Origin of the sequence: Eggerthella timonensis, assembly GCF_900184265.1 — a bacterium.
GTDB classification, from domain to species: domain Bacteria; phylum Actinomycetota; class Coriobacteriia; order Coriobacteriales; family Eggerthellaceae; genus Eggerthella; species Eggerthella timonensis.
In genome coordinates this window covers 285334-303810 of sequence record NZ_FXXA01000002.1, presented here as the reverse complement: position 1 = coordinate 303810, position 18477 = coordinate 285334, and the positions used below count along the sequence as shown (strand labels likewise).

The following is an 18477-nucleotide window of genomic DNA, read 5'->3' as shown; positions in this document are numbered from 1 at the left end:
TTCACCCTTTCGCCTGGCCGTCTTCTCGGTAACGGGCTTGCGGCTTGTCCGTTTTCCTTTCGTAGCGCGCCTTCGGGCGCGCTACGATGCGTTTGGGGCCCGTGCGGTGCGGGCGCCGTGCGAACGGAAGGAGCGCGCCATGAGCGATGCGAACATGAAAGCCGTCGTCGTCGAGCGGTTCGGCGGCCCTGAGGTGCTGCGACTGCGTGAGCGCCCGGTGCCTCAGCCTGCGGCGGGCGAGGTGCGCGTGCGGCTCGCCGCAGTGGGCGTGAACCCCGTCGAGACGTACATCCGCGCCGGTGCGTACGGCGCGCTGCCCGAGCTGCCGTACGTTCCGGGCAACGACGGCGCGGGCGTGGTGGACGCTGTGGGCGAGTGCGTCGAAGGCGTGCAGACGGGCGATCGTGTGTTCGTGGCCGCCACGCGCGCGAAGCGGAACACGGGAACGTACGCAGACTACGTGGTGTGCGATGCGTCGGCTGTCGGGCGTCTGCCGCAAGGCGTGTCGTTCGAGCAGGGCGCGGGCATCGGCACGCCGGGACTGGCCGCGGGCGATGCGCTGTTCGTGCGCGCTCGCGTCCGACCGGGCGAAACGGTGCTCGTGCATGGCGCGAGCGGCGGCGTGGGCACCCTGGCGGTGCAGCTGGCGCAGCGCATCGGCTGCACGGTGTACGGCACGGCGGGCGACGAGCGCGGCCGTGCCCTCGTCGAGCAGCTGGGCGCGCTGCGTGCGTTCGACCATCATGCGGACGGCTACCTCGACGACATCCTCGGCGCCACCGACGGTCGCGGCGTCGACGTGGTGCTCGACATGGCGGCGCACGCGAACCTTATGAAGGACGTGCGCGTATCGGCGACCCGGGGCCGCATCGTGGTGGTTGGTAGCCGCGGTTCGCTGGAGTTCGACCCGCGCGGGCTCATGAGCAACGACTTGGACGTGCGCGGCATGAACGTGAACAACCTGCGTCCCGACGAGCTCAACCTGGTCATGCATGCGTTGGAGGCGGCGCTCGACGGCGGGTTGCGCGTGACGGTTGCCCAGACGTTCCCGTTGGCCGACGCTGCCGACGCGCATCGAGCGGTGGGCGAGCGCGGAAAGGACGGGAAGATCGTGCTGGTCACCGGTCTGTGCGACGAAACCGACGAGGGAAGGCGCGGCGCATGATCTATCTCACGGGAGACACTCATGGCAGCTACCGGCACATCCGCACGTTCGCGCGCGAACACGATGCGGGTTCTGGTGACGTGCTCATCTGCCTGGGCGATACGGGCTTCGACTACTACGGCGACGAGCGGGACGCGCAGGTGAAGGACAAAGCCGCGAGCATGGGCTTCACGCTGCTGTGCATCCGCGGCAACCATGATCGCAACCCGGCATCGCTGCCCGGCTACCATCTGATCCCCTGGCGCGGCGGAGAGGCGTACTGCGACGATCGCTGGCCCGGCATCCTGTTCGCCCGCGACGGAAGCGTGTTCGACCTCGATGGCCGCGCGACCATCGCCATCGGTGGCGCGTACAGTGTTGATAAGGCGTATCGCCTGGCCAAAGGGTACGCGTGGTTTCCTGACGAGCAGCTGACCGTCGACGAGCAGCGCGCTGTCGAAGCGGCTCTCGCCCACCGCGACTGGCGTATCGACACCGTGCTCTCGCACACCTGTCCCGCAGCGTTCGTGCCCCAGGAGGCGCTCCTTGCCGGTGTGGATCAGAGCACGGTGGACACCGCGATGGAGGACTGGCTCCAAACCATCGAGGAGCGCCTCGACTACCGCCGCTGGTTCTGCGGCCACTTCCACATCGAGAAGCAGGAAGCCGACCTCCGCTTCGTCTACCACGACATCTTGGAGTTCTGATTCGAGGTCTAAAAAAGCCGACGAACTGCGTTCGCCGGCTTTTCGGATCGTACGTCGCCGTTGCTTTTACAGCAGCTCGCACACCTTCCCCAACAGGGGTTCGAAGCTGACGCCGCGGTCGCGGAAATCGGGCTGCTCGGCGCTCACCAGCATGGCGTCGTGCACGAAGTCGCCGGCAAACGTGGCGGCCTCTTCCAGCGAGCGGCCGGCCATGACGGCGGCCATCAGGCACGACGCGTACAGGTCGCCCGTGCCGTGCAGCATGTAGGGCAGGTACTCGTTGTGCACTTCGAACGTCTCGCAATCCACGCCGCCCACGAAGTTGCGGATGCACGACTCGCCTTCGCGCTGGATGCCCTTGAGCACCACGTGCTTTGCGCCCTTCGCGATGAGCGCATCAACCAGGCGGTGCGCCTCTTCGTCAGAGATGTCGGTGCCGGCCCAGTCCTCGCCGATAGGCTCGCCCAAGATGATGGCGGCCTCGGTGAGGTTCGGCGTGAGGATGTCGGCGCCGCAAGCCAGCTCGGCCATGGCGTCGCACAGCTCGGGGGTGTAGGTAGGGTACACCTTGCCGTGGTCGGCCATCACGGGGTCCACCACGCGCAGCGCGTTCGGGTACATCGCGTACAGGTCGCGGATGCGGTCCACCTGCTCGGGCGCGCCCAGGAAACCGGAGTACACGGCGTCGATCTCCACGCCGATGCCCTTCCATGCGTTCAGGTAGTCGGCCAGGATATCGGTGGTGTCGTGCATGTACCAGCCGGGGAAGGCGGTGTGCGACGAGAACAGGCCCGTCGGCACGGGGCATACGTCGCAGCCGGCAGCCGACAGCACGGGGATGGCTACGCCCAGCGAGCACTTGCCGTAGCCGCACAGGTCGTGCACGGCGGCGACGCGGGGGATGTACGCGCCTTCGCGCTGGTACAGATGCGTTTCGGCTTCACTCATAAGGGACTTCCTTTCGAACTTGTCAAGAGCCGATGGAGCTCAAAACTATGGATTGAGTGTGCGGGAAAATTTACGACTTGAAAACAGGAGCGCGCAGCTTTTCAGCTGCGCGCGGCGGGGCGAGCGGATGGCGATCACGCGCCTGTGCGAGGGGCTTTGCGCCGGGCGAACCGCACCGTTTCACCGCCGTTCAGCACGAATGCAAAGACGCTACTTGTCGTCCTCGTCGTCGTCGAAAAAAGACCAATCGTCCTCGTCAGGCTCGTGGTTCGTGAACGTTTTGCGCGTGCGGCGCTCCATGATGACGCAGGCGATCAGGCTTATGACCAAACCCAGGCCCACCAGGCATCCGATGCCGACGTAGGTTTCAAAAAGAAAATGATAGAGCTCACCGAAATCCATGATTACCTCGTTACTCTAACTCGTTCCATCACCATTACCACAGAACGTTTGCATTTCAACGTTAGAGTATACTATGACAAGCCGATCCGGTACGGGTCGGCTTCGATATTCCTTTATTCTTACGTGCGCCGAAGAAGGGCAAGCACATGCGCGCTATGAGCAGGGATAAGCAGAAACGACGCATAGCCGCATCAATCGCAATCGTCGCCGTAGTGGCGGCGATTGTTGCTGCTGTGCTCGGACTGACGTCCTACATCGACAAAAAGCTGAACCAGAGCGCCGAACAGCAGGTGGTCACGTTCACCGAGCAAGCTGCGGCGAGTGTGGCCGATCGCATGTTCATGTCCCAAAACGCCATCGGGGCCTTCACCGTGCAGACGGCCGACCCCGAGCTGATCGTGCCGGCCCTCAGCAACTTCGAAGAGCGCAACGGCTTCGCATGCGCTGCGTTCGCAGACATGAACGGCGAAGGGCTGCGCTCGGACGGGTCGGCGTTTTCCACCAGCGAGCTGCCGGAGCCCGAAACCGCGATCGCCGAAGGCCGCTCCTCGTATTCGGGCACCTTCGCCAACGAGGACGGCGAACGGGTGCGGCTTGCCCAAATGCCGCTGTACATCGACGACGAGCAGGTGGGCGCGCTGTACGTGCAAGTGCCGCTCAGCCTGTTCTCCATGGCCCGCCAACTGGACATGTTCGACGGTCGCGGCTACTTCATGCTGTTCGAAGGCTCCACCGGCGAAGTGCTGGTTCCGCCTACCGACGAGACGAAAACGCCGGTGACCATTGGCACGTCGCTGTACGATTTCCTCGACGAGGCGTCGCGCTATGATCCCTCCACCTCGATCACCGACGCCGCGGTCTCCACCGAGGCGGCGCTCCAGTTCATGCAGTCGCGCTCGCAAAGCGACCTGTCCACGCTGCGCGACGTGGTGGCGAACAAGCAGACGGGCCTGCTCACGGCTACGGTCGACGGCAAGGCCAGCTACGTGTGCGTGGCACCGGTGGATTCGGGCTACTGGTACGTGTGCAACGTGGTGCCGGTCGAGAACGTGCGCGCCGAGGCGGCCGTGGTCACCACCACGTTCGAAGCGGTGTTCGCCATCATCTTCGCCTGCCTCGTGGCCGTGGGCCTGCTGGTGTTCGGCGCGTATCGCCGCCGGCTGCGCGAGCAGAACGTCGCCATGCTCGCGCAGCTGTACGAGGCGCTGTCCGACAGCGTCGACATGGCGGTGAACCTCTACTCGCCCTCAGACGGAGCCGTCACGCCCATCGTGGCGAAGGCGGACCGCATCATCGGCTACCGCCTGGATGCTTTCCTCAAAAACGAGCGCCTGGCGGCGACCATCGGGCTTTCTCCCGAAGGCGTTGCGCTGTTCGATCGCATTCGCTCGGATAAAACCAAGGGCTTCGAGCAAGGTGAATTCTCGTTCCGCAGCAAGCAGACCGGCAAGGAGAGCTGGGCTTCCTACTCCGTCAAGCAGCTCACGTTCGAAGGGAAGCCCCAGCTGCTCGTGGTCATGCGCGACGTGACGGCCGACAAGGAGATCCAACTGTCCATGAAGGACGCGATGGACGTGGCCGAAGCGGCCAACGCGGCGAAATCCGAGTTCCTCTCCCGCATGAGCCATGAAATTCGCACGCCCATGAACGTGATCATCGGCATGCTTCAAATCGCCCAGGGCAGTGTGGACGACCGCGAGAAGGTGGCGGTGAGCCTCGACAAGATCGGTGCGGCCTCCGACCATCTGCTGGGGCTCATCAACGATGTGCTGGACATCTCGAAAATCGAGAACGGAAAGATGACGCTGGCCAGCGAGCCGTTCCGCCTGAGCGACTTGCTGTCCCATGTGACCACGGCCATCCGCATGCAATGCGAGCAGCGCGACCAGACGTTCGTCGTGGAAGTGCCCCCGTGCGCCGACGCCGTGTACGTGGGCGATGCGGTGCGTCTGAAGCAGCTGCTGCTCAACCTGCTGACGAACGCGGTGAAATACACGCCCTGCGGGGGCCACATCCGGTTCGAGACATCGGTGTCGAAGGGTGCCGCCATGGGGTATCGCCAGGTCAGGTTTACGGTGGCTGACGATGGTATCGGCATGTCCGAAGAGTTCAAGGAGCACATCTTCGAGCCGTTCAGCATGGAGGGCCGCTCGCGCGAGCAGGGCACGGGCCTCGGCATGCCCATCGTGAAGAACATCGTCACCATGATGGCCGGTGATATCGCGGTCGAATCGACGAAGGGTCGCGGCACCACGTTCACCGTGACGTTCAACCTGCGCATCGCGCTGGAGGCCGAGCGCATCGTGTTCGAAGAAGAGGAGGGCGCTGCGGTTGAAGGCACCGAGCCGGAGGTGCTGAGCGCGTCGGCTGCGGCGAGCGAGATGCGCGCCCGCGGCCTGCACGGCGATCGCCCGACGCGCCCCGTTTCCGCGTACGCCGCCTCGCTGCCGGGCGCTCCGCGCGCCCTTGATCGCACCGAGTTCGAAGGGCTGCACGTGCTGCTTGCCGAGGACAACGATTTGAACGCCGAGATCGCGTGCGAGCTGCTGTCGGAGGCGGGCCTCGTGGTGGATCGCGCCGAAGACGGCGCCGAGGCGCTCGCCGCGTTCGAGGCATCGCCGGTGGGCCACTTCGACGCGATCCTCATGGACGTGCAGATGCCGAATATGAACGGCTACGAGGCCACGAGGCGCATCCGAGCGCTCGATCGCAAAGACGCCGAGGTCATCCCCGTCATCGCCATGTCGGCCAACGCGTTCGCCGAAGATGTGAGCGCGTCGCTGGCCAGCGGCATGGACGCGCATCTGTCGAAGCCCATCGATATGCGCCGTGTGCTGGCCACCATCATAAAGTACGTTCGGAAGCGCTATGGAGCAGCCGAAGGCGATGGAAGCGAGGCGGGAGAGCCGTCGGCCCCCGGCTCCCAGAACATGCCGGGTGCGTGAAGGTGCGACGGGGCGTTGCGCCCGTGAGGTATACTAAGAAAACTATCGTATCCCATCGTGAAGGAGCGCGACCATGCTCGATATTCGTTTTGTCCGCGACAACCAAGAAGCCGTCGCCGAGGCGATGAAGAACCGCCATGCTTCGTGGGACGCGTCGCGCTTCTCCGAGCTCGATGAGACCCGTCGCGCCGCCATCGCGAAGGAGGAGGCGCTGCAGGCCGAGCGCAACGCCACGTCGAAGTCGATCGGCCAGATGATGGCCGCCGGCCAGAAGGACGAGGCCGAATCCGCCAAGGAGCGCGTGCGCGCCATCAACGACGAGCTGGCCGTTATCGGCAAGGATCGCGAAGCGGCCGACGAGGCCCTGCGCGAGCTCTTGCTGGGCACGCCGAACATGCCGGCCGACTCCACGCCCGTGGGCGACGACGAGGACGACAACCCCGAGGTGCGCCGCTGGGGCACGCCGCGCGATTTCGCCGCCGAGGGCTTTGAGATGAAGCCGCACTGGGACCTGGGCCCCGAGCTGGGCATCATCGACTTCGAGCGCGCGGTGAAGCTGGCCGCGAGCCGCTTCATCCTGCTGGGCGGCCTCGGCGCTCGCCTGGAGCGGGCCCTCATCAACTTCATGGCCGACACGCACGCATCGCGCGGCTACAAGGAATGGTGGTGCCCGGCCATGGCCAACGCCGAGACGCTCACCGGCACGGGCCAGCTGCCGAAGTTCGAGGAGGACCTGTTCCACACCACCGAGGGCCTGTACCTCATCCCGACGGCCGAGGTACAGCTGACGAACATCCACGCAGGCGAGATGCTTGAAGCCGGCCAGCTGCCGCTCAAGTACTGCGCGTTCACGCCGTGCTTCCGCGAGGAGGCGGGCAGCGCCGGCCGCGACACGCGCGGGCTCATCCGCGTGCACCAGTTCGACAAGGTGGAGATGGTGAAGTACGCCAAGCCCGAGGAGAGCTACGACGACCTGGAGGCCATGGTGGCCGACGCCGAGAACATTCTGCAGCTGCTGGGCCTGCCGTACCGCGTGATCAGCCTGTGCACGGGCGACATCGGGTTCTCCGCCGCCAAGACCTACGACCTCGAGGTGTGGCTGCCGTCGTACAACGGCTACAAGGAGATCTCGTCCTGCTCGAACTGCACGGACTTCCAGGCGCGCCGCGCGAACATCAAGTACCGCGACCCCGAGAACTTCAAGGGCTCGCGCTACGTGCACACGCTGAACGGCTCCGGCCTGGCGGTGGGCCGCACGATGGCCGCCGTCATCGAGAACTACCAGCAGCCCGACGGCACCATCAAGGTGCCCGACGTGCTGGTGCCTTACATGGGCGGCGTCGAGGTCATCGCGCCCGAGTAGCGGCAGGCGAATCGACCGGGACCGGCCAAGGACACGATCAGCGTGGCAACGAAGCGTAAACGAACCAGGGAATCGAATACCGCCGCATCCGTGACGGACGCCGCCAAGCCGGAGGCGTCCGGCCGCATCGCGCCGCGCAAGCGCACCGACGCGCCGCCGAAAGCGAAGGGGCGCACGGGCGCCACGCCGCGCGTCGTCGGTGCGTCCGAGGCCGTGACGGGTGCCGGGGCGGATGCGGCTGCGAGCGCGGCCGACGCGTCGGCCGAGAGCGCGCGCGAGCGGCGGGAGCGTCGCGGGACGGCGGCGAAGCCGCGCAAGCGCCGCTGGCCGCTCGTCGTGACGGGCTCGGTGCTGCTGGTCATCCTGCTGGCGGTGGGCGGGTTCTCGTGGGACCGTTGGCTGCGCTACGACGACGCGCGCGAGTTCCTGGGCGAATGGCAAACCCACGGCACCACCGCCGTCGTGGTCATCGACGGGGAAACCATCAAGCTCACCGAGGACGTGAGCTGGACATACACGCTGGACACGGGCGCGAAGACCATCGCGTTCACGTTCGGGAACATGGAAGGCTCCGGCCGCTACCGCTTCTCGCTCGACCGCTCGCAGCTGGTGATCACCGACGGCGACGGCTACTCGTGGCTCTCCACGCTGGCGGACGACATCGCCTGGCAGTTCGACCAGCTGGTGCGCGCGATACAGGGGCAGCCGCAGGAGGAGCCTCCGTCGGGCGACGGGTACACGGTGCTCGATCGCCTGTCGCACGATGCGGCGGCCACGCCGCAAACGGGCACGCCGGTGGAGCCCGAGCCCGAGCCGACGACCGAGCCCGAGCCGACGACCGAGCCGGAAGCCACGCCCGCTCCCGAATCGAAGCCCGAGTCCGAAACCACGCCGGAGTCCGATGCGGGATCGACGTCCGCGCCGGACGCCGCCCCCGAGTCCGCGGACGCGGGCAAGAACGACGACGCCGGCACGTCGAGCGCCCCCGGCGGCGTGTTCGACGTGAGCGACCTGCCGGCGTGAGCGCCTGCGACACAGCCCCGCTCGCCATCGAGCGCCTCACCGTGCGCGCCGACCGCCTCGTGTGCGACGTAGCGCTGGCGCCCGGCACGCCGCACCGCACCTCCCCGCAGCTCATGGAGCGCGTATGCGTCGCGCATCCGCACGTGCCGCGCCATGCCTGCGTGAACGACGAGGGCGACACCTTCGCCGCGGTCATGAACGGCACGTCGTTGCCGCACCTGTTGGAGCACCTGGTCATCGACCTGCAAACGCAGGCAACAGCCCAGCGGGACGCCGTGTTCGTGGGCACCACCGAGTGGACGGACGAGCGCGCGGGCCGCGCGCGCATCGAGGTGAGCTTCATCGATGATCTGGTCGCTTTGCGCGCTTTTCGCGATGCGATTGCGTTTCTCAACGCCGCGGTGGTACGCTGACGCCCATGACTTCGGCTCACCTGACATTTGACCAGACGGGCGAGAAAATCGCCGAACGCGTCACGAAGATGCGGTCCTCCGCCGTGCGCGACCTGTTCGCCGCGGCGTCGAACCCCGCCATCATCTCGCTGTCCGGCGGCATGCCCGACGTATCGCTGCTTCCTCAAGCCGCCATTCGCACGGCCACGCACGCGGCCTGCGACGACGAGCGCGCGGTGGCGTTGCAGTACGGCTCCACCGACGGTCGTGCGGAGACGAAGCGCGTGTTCTGCGACCTCATGCGCGACATCGGCGTGCGCGCAAAGCCCGAGAACGTCATGATCACCTCGGGCGCGCAGGAAGCGCTCGACCTCATCGCCAAGACGTTCGTGAACCCGGGCGACATCGTGCTCGCCGAAGGCCCCACGTACCTGGGAGCGCTGCAGGCGTTCAGTGCCTACGAGCCCGATATCCGCTGCATCCCGTTCGACGACGAGGGCATGCGGATGGACCTCCTGGAGGCCGAGCTGCAGCGCATCGGCGCGGGCAACCCGCAGCTCAAGTTCCTCTATGCGATCCCGAACTTCCAGAACCCCGGCGGCGTGACCATGGCGCCCGCGCGGCGCAAGCGCCTGCTGGAGCTGTCCGACGAATACGGGTTCATGGTGGTGGAAGACGATCCCTACGGGCGCCTGCGCTACGACGGCGGCCACGTGCTGCCGCTCAAGGCGCTGTCCGACGACGTCGTGTACCTGGGAACGGTGTCGAAGGTGTTCGCGCCCGGCCTGCGCACCGGCTGGATCGTGGCTCCGAAGCACGTGCTGGCGAAGATCAACCTCGTCAAGCAGGGAACCGACCTGTGCGGCAGCGCGTTCAACCAGGTGGTGGTCGAGCACTACTTCACCGACACCCCGTGGCAGAAGACGCTGCAGACGTTCGTCGAGACGTACCGCGAGCGGCGCGATGCCATGCTGGCCGCGCTCGAGGAGCATTTCCCGCCCGAAGCGACGTGGACGCGTCCCGAAGGCGGCTTCTTCGTGTGGGTGACGCTTCCCGGCTACGTGGACACGGGTTCCATGCTGAGCGCGGCCCTGGACCGAGGCGTGACCTACACGCCCGGCGACGGCTTCTTCCCCGACGGCACCAGCGGCAAGAACAGCATGCGCATCGCGTTCTGCTACGAAAGCCCCGAGAACATCGCCGAAGCGGTGCGCCGCCTCGCCGCCGTCATCGAGGAGCGCCTCGAGCTCTACCGGGCCTTCCTGGAAGCCGGAGCGATCAAACCCGAATAGCGTCCCTAGCGTCCCTAGCGTCCCAAAGGAGTACCCCATGAAAGTTGCAGTGTTGATGGGCGGCAGCTCGTTCGAACGCGAGTTTTCCCTGGCCAGCGGCAAGAACGTGTGCGCAGCGCTCGAGGAGGCGGGCCACAAGGTGGTGCCGCTCGACACCACGTCCGACCTCGTCCCCACGCTGCGAAGCGAACGTCCCGACGTATGCTACAGCGCCCTGCACGGCAAGCACGGCGAGGACGGCACCATCCAGAGCCTGCTCGAGTTCGTGGGCATCCCCTTCGTCGGCTCGCCGTCCAGCGTGTGCCAGCGCGCTTGGAACAAGGATTCTATGCACTCCGAGATGGCCGCCTACCGCGCCATCACCGGCGAGGAGCCCGTGGCGTACTGGCCGCAGGGCCTCTACATCGCGCGCGACGCGTTCAAGGACATGGGCGCTGCGACGGCCCTCGACCTCGTGGAGGATCGCGTGATCGGCGGCTACCCCGTGGCGGTGAAGCCCGCGCACGGCGGCTCGGCCCTGGGCGTGCATCGGGTTGATTCCGTTGACGACCTGGGCGAGGCGGTGCTCGACGCGCTGTCGTTCGACGACGCCGTGGTCATCGAGCAGTGGATCGAGGGCGTGGAGCTTGCCGTGTCCGTGCTGGGCACCGGCTGGGACGCCTACGCGCTGCCGCCCGTGGAGGTCGTCGCGAAGCAGGGCCTGTACGACACGGCCGCGCGCCTCACGCCGGGGGCGGTGGAGTACCACGCGCCCGTGCGCCCCGCATCGCTGTCGAACGACGAGGCCGACGCCCAGGCCATCCGCGCCGAGATCGAGCGCGCTGCCCTCGAGGTGTACCGCGCCTACCAGGTGCGCGATCTCGCGCGCATCGACCTCATCTGGGACGGCGCCCAGGCGCGCGTCTTCGAGGTGAACGTGTCGCCCGGCATGACCGAAACGTCGCTGTTCCCGGCCGCCTGCGAGGCTGCCGGCCTGTCGCTGCCCAGCGTTCTCAACGAGCTGGTCAGCCAATACGCATAGGCGTTGGGGGAATCCGCTTCTTCGGTGCCCGTCGATGTCGCCGTGCTACAATGACCGCAGGATCGGTGCGAGGCTGAGGGGGAGGCATGGGAAGGTCGGGCGGAGGAGGCGGCGGCGGCTCGTCGGGCGGAGGACGCTCGGGAGGCTTCTCGGGCGGTGGACGCTCCTCGGGCGGGTTCTCGGGCGGATCGCGCGGCTCGGGCGGCAGAAGCGCTCGGCCCAGCGGCGGCTCGGGCGGAGGCGGAGGAGGCTTTCGCATGCCCTCCGTCATGCCTATCATCATCAACACGACGCGTGACGAGCGTCGCGATGAGCGCTACGAAGCTCCGCCTGCTCCCGTTGCCCCGCCCGTTCAAACGGCGCCTCGCACTCCCCAAGCTCCCCCAACACCGTATGTCCCGCCTGCTCCGGAAGCCCCCCTTCCTCAGCAGCAGGCGTATCCCGGCCAGGACCAGGCGCCGTATCAACCCCCGTCTGCAAGCTCGCCGCCCAGCTCGGTGCCTCCGGCGCAGCCGTCCGCTTCAGGTGCGCCCAAGAGAAAAGGCCCCGGCTGTTTGATCGCCGCCATCGCCCTCATCGTCATAGTCGCAGCGACCGCCTTCTCGGCCGTTCTCGACGATCGCAACGGGGTCGACTCGCACGGCAACAAGGTCGTCGTTCGCGAGGCGCTTCCCTCGTCGGCCACGACGGAGACCGACTACTATACCGACGAGGACGGCGACTGGATTCGCAACGACCGCAAGCTCGAAGACGGTCTGCGCTCGTTCTATCGCGCGACGGGGGTGCAGCCGTACGTGTACATTCTGCCGAACGGCTCCTCTACGTCCACGTCCGAGCTGCGCGGCATCGCGGAAGAGCGTTACGACCAGCTGTTCTCGGACGAGGGCCATTTCCTGCTGGTTTTCTGCGACGATGGCGAGGGCTCGTTCAACTGCGGATACACGATGGGGTCGGATGCGCGGGCCGTGATGGACGCCGACGCCGTCGATCTGCTTGCCGACAACCTGGATCGATATTACAACGACCGCTCTATCAGCGAAGAGGAGATTTTCTCCAAAGCGTTCTCCGACACGGCTGACGAGATCATGAAGAAGCCTCACGACTCCGGGGACACCGTGGTGGGCGCTATCGTGGTCATCGTGCCGCTTGCTGCCTACATCGTGTACTGGCTCGTGCGCCGCCGTCGCGAAGATCGCGAGCTCCAGCGGGCGTACCAGGAGGAGCTGCTGCGGACGCCCCTGGAGAAGTTCAGCGACCAGAGCATCGAGGACCTGGCCGAGAAGTACGAGCAGACCCATAAGGAACAGCCTCGCGACGACGCGAGGAGCACGATACAACCTTAGTAGAGGAGAGCGACGATGGGAATTCTGGACCGATTCACCGACATTGTGAAAGCGAACATCAACGACCTGCTCGATCGGGCGGAAGACCCCGCCAAGATGATCGACCAGTACCTTCGCGACCTGACCGACAGCCTGGCCGAGGTGAAGGAGCAGACGGCCGGCGTGATGGCGGAGGAGGCGCGTACGAAGCGCCTCGTGGACGATTGCGCCGCCGACGTCGAGAAGTACGACGGCCTGGCCCGCAAAGCCCTCCAAGCCGGCAACGAGGATGATGCCCGTGCGTTCCTCGCCAAGAAGCAGGAGCTCGGGGCGAAGGCGGCCGGCCTTCAGGCCGCGTACGAGGCCGCGCACGAGAACGCCTCCAAGATGCGCCAAATGCACGATAAGCTAGTGGACGATATCGAGGAGTTGAAGGGCCGGCGCGAGGGCATCAAGGCCAAGGTGGCCGTGGCGAAGACTCAGGACAAAGTCAACGAATTCACCGCGGGCGCCGACAAGGCGGAGGGCGCCATGAGCGCGTTCGATCGGATGGAGGCTAAGGCCGACCAGATGCTCGATCGCGCGAACGCCATGAACGAGCTTAACCAGCAGCCGATCGACGCGGCCGCCGAGCTCGAAGCGAAGTACGCCGATGCCGGCAGCGATGCGGCAGTGGACGAGGAGCTGGCGAAGCTCAAAGCGGATATGGGTTTGTAGGACAATCGGCGAGCAACGAAACGGCAGCAAAATCGTAGAGCGCTCGTGTTTTCCCTCGTGGGGGTCGGCGGGTGCCCCTATAATGGTCGGACAGGCAAACATCCCGAAGGAGGCCGTCATGGGCAACAAATTTGGAGCTTTTTTGGCTGGTGGGTTGGCCGGCGCGGTTGTCGCGCTGCTGTACGCCCCCCGGTCTGGTCAGGAAACGCGCGCTATGGTCACCGATAAGATGAACACGGCGTGGGGCGAGGCGCAGGAGCTGGGCTCCCAGGCCAGCGCCAACATGCAGCATGCATACCAGGATGCTGCGTCCAAGGGCCAGGAAGTCGTGCAGGATGTGGCCGCGAAGGGCCAGGAGCTGTACGGCCAGGCTTCGCAGCGCGTGCAGGAAGCCGCCGACAACATCAAGCCGGCGTTCTCGCAGAAGAACGACGAGCTGCGCGACAAGATCGAAGCGGCGCGCCAGCGCATCGCCTCGCAGGTAGCCAAGAACGCCGAGCAAGCGCACGATGCGGTGAGCGACACCATCCCCGTCGCTGCCGATACGGCGCATGACGCCGTCGACAAGGTCGAGGACAAGGCGCAGGACGTGGCTGACACGGCGAAGCACAAGGCCGAAGAGGCTGCCGACAAGATCTCCGGCGACGACAAGTAACCAAACGCATTCATCATGAAGCGGCGAGGCAGGTGACGCGGGCGCAAAGCCCCGCACCGCTCGCCGCTTCCTGAGTATTCGACAGGCAACGGCGCTGGGGGGCTGCGGTCGGATCCGCAGCAAGTGCGCAGGTTGCCGAGTGGAGAAGAAGGTCATGGCAAGCAAACTCATCACCACGCATGAGCTCACGGGCGTTCGCGTCGTGGGCGGCAAGAACGGCACGAAGCGCATCGGCAAGGTGCGCCGTTTCGTATTCCATCCGAAAGAGAAGCGCTGCGTCGGCTTCATCGTGAAGCGCCCCGACCTGCTGTGGATGTTCCGTCGCAAGGACAAGTTCGTGTCCATCGAGGGGTACGACATCGTGGACGGCCGCATCGTCGTGCGCGACATCCCCGAGGCCACCGACAAAGCCGCGTGCAAAGCGCTCGGTGTCAACTGGGACGAGTGCGTGCTGTGGGTGGGGCTTCCGGTCATGACCGAGGACGGCACGTCGCTGGGCATGGTGGGCAACGTCACGTTCAACCGCATCACCGGCGCGGTGGACACCTTCGACACTGATTCCGGTGCCACCGCCAACGCCCTTTTGGGCAAGCGCACCATTCCGGCTGACCTCGTCAAAGGGTTCCGTCGCGGCATGGGCGTGGCGCTCGCGCAGGTGGGCTCCGAGGGTCGCGAGACCGACGAGGTGGTGCTCGGCGCGATGCTGGTCGACGACGCTGCGAAGGAGCTCGCTGCGGAAGGCGGCGTTGCCGAGAAGGCGGGGGCGGCCACGGCCGTGGCCGTCGACAAGGTTCACTCCACGGTGGACAAGGCGAAGCCCGTGGTCAGCGAGGCCGCCAAGAAAACCGGCGAAGTGGTGAACAAGGGCGCGTACGCCACCGGCAAGCAGATCGCCGCCACGAAGGGCATGTTCTCCGGCTTCAAAGAGGAGTACGACAAGGCCCGCGGCGTCAAGCCCGATCCTGACGAGCAGGCGCTTGCGACGTCGGATGACGAGGCCGCTTCCGCGCCCGCGTCCCCGAAGCCCAAGTCGGCCGCCGCGCCGAAGAAGACCACGACCGCCAAGAAGCCTGCGCCCAAGAAGAACATGTTCGCAGCCTTCAAAGAGGAGTACGACAAGGCCCGCCACGATGACTGACGAGAAAAAGCCCAGCCGTAAAATCGAGAAAGCCGACATTTTCAAGTTCGCCGGCCTCATCGCATTCTTCGCCATCATGGTGCTGATCGTGGTGCTGTTGTGGCCGTACTTCGGCGACCTCTTCGAAGAAGGCGGTATCGAGCGGATCATCGCCGACGTGCGCGATGCGGGGCCCGTCGGGTTCCTGATCCTACTGGGACTGCAGTTCTTGCAGATCGTTGTGGCGTTCATCCCCGGCGAGGTCGTGCAGATCGCGGCCGGCCTGCTGTACGGACCGTGGCTCGGCTCCTTGATCATCCTGGTCGGGTGCGTCGTCTCGAGCGCGTTCATCTTCGCGCTCGTGCACAAGCTGGGCGCGCCTTTCGTGCAGAGCATGGTGCCTACGCAGTACCTCAACAAGTTCCGCAAATTCGAGCTGACCGGCAAGCTCAACATCATAGTGTTCATTCTCTTCCTGATCCCCGGTTTGCCCAAGGACGTGTTCACCTATCTCGTGCCGCTGACGGACATGCGGATGCGCACGTTCTTGCTGCTGTCGAACGTGGGACGCATCCCGGGCATCGTCGTGTCCGCGTATGCGGCTGACGGGCTGGCGGAGGGACGCCTGATGGAGAGCGTGATCATCTTCGCGGTGGCAGCTGTGATCGCCGTGTTGGGCATCGTGTTCCGCGAACGCATCATGAAGCTGCTCGAGAAGCATTCCGACAAAAAGAACTAGGTGCGATCAGGCTTTTCATCAGCTTATTCCCATATCTTAAGAAATACTGAACGTCGTTGACGGTATTGTGACGAAACCGTCTCGCGCGTTGTGGTGCGCACTACTATGGCACTAGAGAATACCGACGCAGAAACGCAGGATGAGAGGTAGGTCCCTTATGGCCACCAACGAACCTTTGAACAGCGCAGTGGACGAGGTTGCCGCTGCTGAAGCGGAGCTCAAGGCCGCTCAGGAAAAACTGGAAGCCGCGAAGGCGAAGTTGGCTGCGACGTCCGGCGATGCGTGCGTCGTCGAGGACGAGACGGTTGCGGCTATCGTGGTCGACGAGGCGACGGGCGAGGTCGAAGCCGTCGTCGTCGAAGACGTGGCGGTCGTGTCGTGCGACGCGGAACCCGCGACCGCGGAGGATGCGCCGAACGCGGACGAGAAGGCGGAAGCGGTTCCTGCCGAGCCTGCCGAGTCGGCCAAGCCTGCCAAGCCCGTTGAGGAACCGGAACCGGATTGGGTGCCGTACTCCACGGCCCAGGCGTCAGCTCCTTCTGCTGCGCCCCAGGCGGCTCCCGTGCAGCCTCCGATGCCGGCCGACGCTCCCGCCGCGTCCACCGCTCCCACGCAGCCCGTTGGCGCAGCTCCGGCGCCCGGCCAGCCCGCACAGCCCGGCTACTATGGCGCGCCCGGCTACGGCGCGCCGCAGACTCCGCCGCATGCCGGCCCTGGCGCCGTGCCGCCGCAGCAACCGTACTACGGCTACCAGCAACCGTACTATCAGCAGCCGTACGGCCAGCCGATGGTATCGACGAAGGACCACGTGGCGGCCGGCCTGCTGGCCATCTTCTTGGGCGCGTTCGGCATCCACAAGTTCTATCTGGGTTACAACACTGCCGGCTTCATCATGCTGGCAGTCACCATCATCGGCGGCGTGCTGACGTTCTCGCTGGCTTCATGGGTGATCTGGGTCATCGCCATCATCGAGGGCATCCTGTACCTCACGAAGTCCCAAACCGAGTTCGAGCAGATCTACGTGCTGAACAAGCGCGAGTGGTTCTAGTTCTGTTCCGCGGGCCTGCCGGCCCGCGGAATTAGCCGACGCTGCGCCCGGCTGCGGTGCCCGGCTTTCGCGCGATGCCGACGACTCGCGTACCAAAGTACGCTTCGCCCTCGCCATCCCACGAATTCCGGGCACCGCAGCCGGTCTCGCTGACTCACTGAGCCAACCTGTGCCCCTTCGCGCTTCACGCGAACGGGTGTTTCACGTGAAACATCTGGCGCCGATCGCGCTGGAGATATTGCGGAGTGCGCCTGCATCCGTGTGCCTCCACATGCCGCTCGTTTTCGCGCTTCGCACGCATCGGCGGCTCGTTCGCGGGGTTTTTCGGTGAAACGGTGCGCCCTGCCTCGCTTTTTCGCTAGAATGACCATATCGATAAGGCGTTGAGCCTCATCCGTTGAGTTGGATCCTATAAGGAGGAAACCATGCCCAAAATCACTCGTGACCAGGTGAGGGTGCCGGCCGACGTCATGCCGGAATCCCGTGACGAGTACATTGAGAACTTCATGAAGGCAACCCGTGGTACGGGCCGCCTCATGCTGTTCGCCTGCGATCAGAAGATCGAGCACCTCAACAAGGACTTCTACGGTGAGGGCATCGACATCGCCGACGCCGAGCCGCAGCACCTCTTCGAGATCGGCCGCCAGGGCGTGTGCGGCGTGTTGGCTGGCCAGCGCGGCCTTATCGCGCAGTACGCCGCCGACTATCCCGAGATCAACTACCTCGTGAAGATGAACTCCAAGACGAACATCGTGCCGGGCAGCCAGGACGATCCCTACTCGCCGCAGCTCTACGACTTGGACGCCGTGCTGGCCATGCGCGAGGCGGGCGTCAACATCGTGGGCATCGGCTACACCATCTACCTGGGCAGCGAGTACGAGTCCACCATGATGGCCGAGGCCGGCGAGCTCATCGCCCAGGCCCACGCCAACGGCCTGCTGGTCGTGCTGTGGATCTACCCGCGCGGCAAGGCCGTCAAGGCCGAGAAGGACCCGGCGCTCATCGCCGGCGCGGCGGGCGTGGCCCTGTGCCTCGGCGCCGACTTCGTCAAGGTGAACCCGCCGAAGCCCGAGGACGGCACTGCGCCGGCCGAGGCGCTCAAGATCGCCACGATGGCGTCCGGTCGCACGGGCCTCGTGTGCGCCGGCGGTTCGACGGTTGACGCCGAGACGTTCCTCACCCAGCTGTACGATCAGATCCACACGGGCGGCGCCGTGGGCAATGCCACCGGCCGCAACATCCACCAGCGCTCGCTGGCCGAGGCGGTTCGCCTGACCAAGGCCATCAGCGCCATCACGCTGGCCGACTACTCCGTGGAAGACGCGCTCGACGTCTTCAACGGCGACGAGGACTTCTCGCTGTAGCACGTTGCGTCTTGCGCATCCGCGCATCCGCGCATCCCGACGGGCCCCTTGTTTCGCGGCGAGGGGCCCGTTTTGCGCCTGCCCTGCGATTGTGGGCGCGAATCGGCAGCCATGACAAAATCGAGGAGCTCCGATCCCTTTCTCCGACGATGCAGAGAAACGCCACCTGGCCTTTCTCGACTGCGAGCGGAAATCCAGAGCGAAATCCGTTCCGGAAATTGTCATGGGTCCTATTTTGCGCCCGCCAGGCGCTCAGGGCCTCCGCGCAGCGATACCCG

The 18477-nt window shown here is 65.7% G+C and carries 17 protein-coding genes; 15 read left to right on the top strand and 2 right to left on the bottom strand.

The genetic code is table 11. The features are described from left to right. Window positions 1-139: 139 nt before the first annotated feature. Together C1A15_RS01330 and C1A15_RS01325 are read left to right on the top strand one after the other, a co-directional pair. The gene (locus tag C1A15_RS01330; protein WP_245864864.1) at window positions 140-1165 is read left to right on the top strand and encodes an NADPH:quinone reductase; all 1026 of its coding nucleotides are present in this window, start codon (window positions 140-142) and stop codon (window positions 1163-1165) included. Continuing rightward, a complete protein-coding gene (locus tag C1A15_RS01325) occupies window positions 1162-1851 on the top strand; it encodes a metallophosphoesterase (RefSeq protein ID WP_101720908.1) in 690 nt (229 codons plus the stop codon). Before C1A15_RS01330 ends, C1A15_RS01325 begins: the two co-directional genes overlap by 4 nt. Window positions 1852-1917: 66 nt before the next feature. Here the strand turns inward: C1A15_RS01325 and C1A15_RS01320 are convergent, their stop codons facing one another. Together C1A15_RS01320 and C1A15_RS01315 are read right to left on the bottom strand one after the other, a co-directional pair. Further along, the gene (locus tag C1A15_RS01320; protein WP_101720907.1) at window positions 1918-2799 is read right to left on the bottom strand and encodes a PfkB family carbohydrate kinase; all 882 of its coding nucleotides are present in this window, start codon (window positions 2797-2799) and stop codon (window positions 1918-1920) included. Between the two features lie 210 nt (window positions 2800-3009). Then, complete coding sequence (locus C1A15_RS01315; protein WP_101720906.1) at window positions 3010-3201, bottom strand: DUF6724 family protein; 192 nt, start codon at window positions 3199-3201, stop codon at window positions 3010-3012. Window positions 3202-3356: 155 nt separating this feature from the next. Between C1A15_RS01315 and C1A15_RS01310 the strand changes: the two genes are divergently transcribed. From C1A15_RS01310 to C1A15_RS01245, 13 genes are all read left to right on the top strand, one after another. Then, window positions 3357-6146: an ATP-binding response regulator gene (locus C1A15_RS01310; RefSeq protein ID WP_101723642.1), complete on the top strand. Its 2790-nt coding sequence runs from the start codon at window positions 3357-3359 to the stop codon at window positions 6144-6146. 73 nt (window positions 6147-6219) lie between these two features. After that, on the top strand, window positions 6220-7509 hold the full coding sequence (serS, locus tag C1A15_RS01305; RefSeq protein ID WP_101720905.1) for a serine--tRNA ligase: 1290 nt from the start codon (window positions 6220-6222) through the stop codon (window positions 7507-7509). 42 nt (window positions 7510-7551) lie between these two features. Continuing rightward, window positions 7552-8532: a hypothetical protein gene (locus tag C1A15_RS01300; RefSeq protein WP_245864863.1), complete on the top strand. Its 981-nt coding sequence runs from the start codon at window positions 7552-7554 to the stop codon at window positions 8530-8532. Further along, the gene (locus tag C1A15_RS01295) at window positions 8529-8945 is read left to right on the top strand and encodes a cyanophycin synthetase family protein (RefSeq protein WP_101720904.1); all 417 of its coding nucleotides are present in this window, start codon (window positions 8529-8531) and stop codon (window positions 8943-8945) included. The genes C1A15_RS01300 and C1A15_RS01295 overlap by 4 nt, the downstream gene beginning before the upstream one ends. 5 nt (window positions 8946-8950) lie before the next feature. Beyond that, window positions 8951-10216: an aminotransferase-like domain-containing protein gene (locus C1A15_RS01290; RefSeq protein WP_101720903.1), complete on the top strand. Its 1266-nt coding sequence runs from the start codon at window positions 8951-8953 to the stop codon at window positions 10214-10216. A gap of 37 nt (window positions 10217-10253) precedes the next feature. After that, window positions 10254-11237 (top strand): D-alanine--D-alanine ligase family protein, encoded by a 984-nt coding sequence (locus C1A15_RS01285; protein ID WP_101720902.1) that lies wholly within the window; start codon window positions 10254-10256, stop codon window positions 11235-11237. 554 nt (window positions 11238-11791) lie between these two features. Continuing rightward, window positions 11792-12580, top strand: coding sequence for a hypothetical protein (locus tag C1A15_RS16925; RefSeq protein WP_180953165.1), 789 nt, complete (start codon window positions 11792-11794; stop codon window positions 12578-12580). 15 nt (window positions 12581-12595) lie between these two features. Continuing rightward, window positions 12596-13276: a PspA/IM30 family protein gene (locus C1A15_RS01270; RefSeq protein WP_101720901.1), complete on the top strand. Its 681-nt coding sequence runs from the start codon at window positions 12596-12598 to the stop codon at window positions 13274-13276. Between the two features lie 118 nt (window positions 13277-13394). Further along, window positions 13395-13931 carry a YtxH domain-containing protein gene (locus tag C1A15_RS01265; protein ID WP_180952953.1) on the top strand — a complete coding sequence of 179 codons (537 nt, stop codon included), beginning with the start codon at window positions 13395-13397 and terminating at the stop codon, window positions 13929-13931. A 154-nt stretch (window positions 13932-14085) separates the two neighbouring features. Next, window positions 14086-15069 carry a PRC-barrel domain-containing protein gene (locus C1A15_RS01260; protein WP_101720899.1) on the top strand — a complete coding sequence of 328 codons (984 nt, stop codon included), beginning with the start codon at window positions 14086-14088 and terminating at the stop codon, window positions 15067-15069. After that, window positions 15062-15787, top strand: a complete 726-nt coding sequence (locus C1A15_RS01255; RefSeq protein WP_101720898.1) for a TVP38/TMEM64 family protein — start codon at window positions 15062-15064, stop codon at window positions 15785-15787. Before C1A15_RS01260 ends, C1A15_RS01255 begins: the two co-directional genes overlap by 8 nt. A gap of 157 nt (window positions 15788-15944) precedes the next feature. Next, window positions 15945-16835, top strand: coding sequence for a TM2 domain-containing protein (locus C1A15_RS01250; protein ID WP_101720897.1), 891 nt, complete (start codon window positions 15945-15947; stop codon window positions 16833-16835). Window positions 16836-17260: 425 nt separating this feature from the next. Beyond that, window positions 17261-18199 carry a beta/alpha barrel domain-containing protein gene (locus C1A15_RS01245; protein WP_101720896.1) on the top strand — a complete coding sequence of 313 codons (939 nt, stop codon included), beginning with the start codon at window positions 17261-17263 and terminating at the stop codon, window positions 18197-18199. The last annotated feature ends 278 nt before the right edge of the window (window positions 18200-18477 follow it).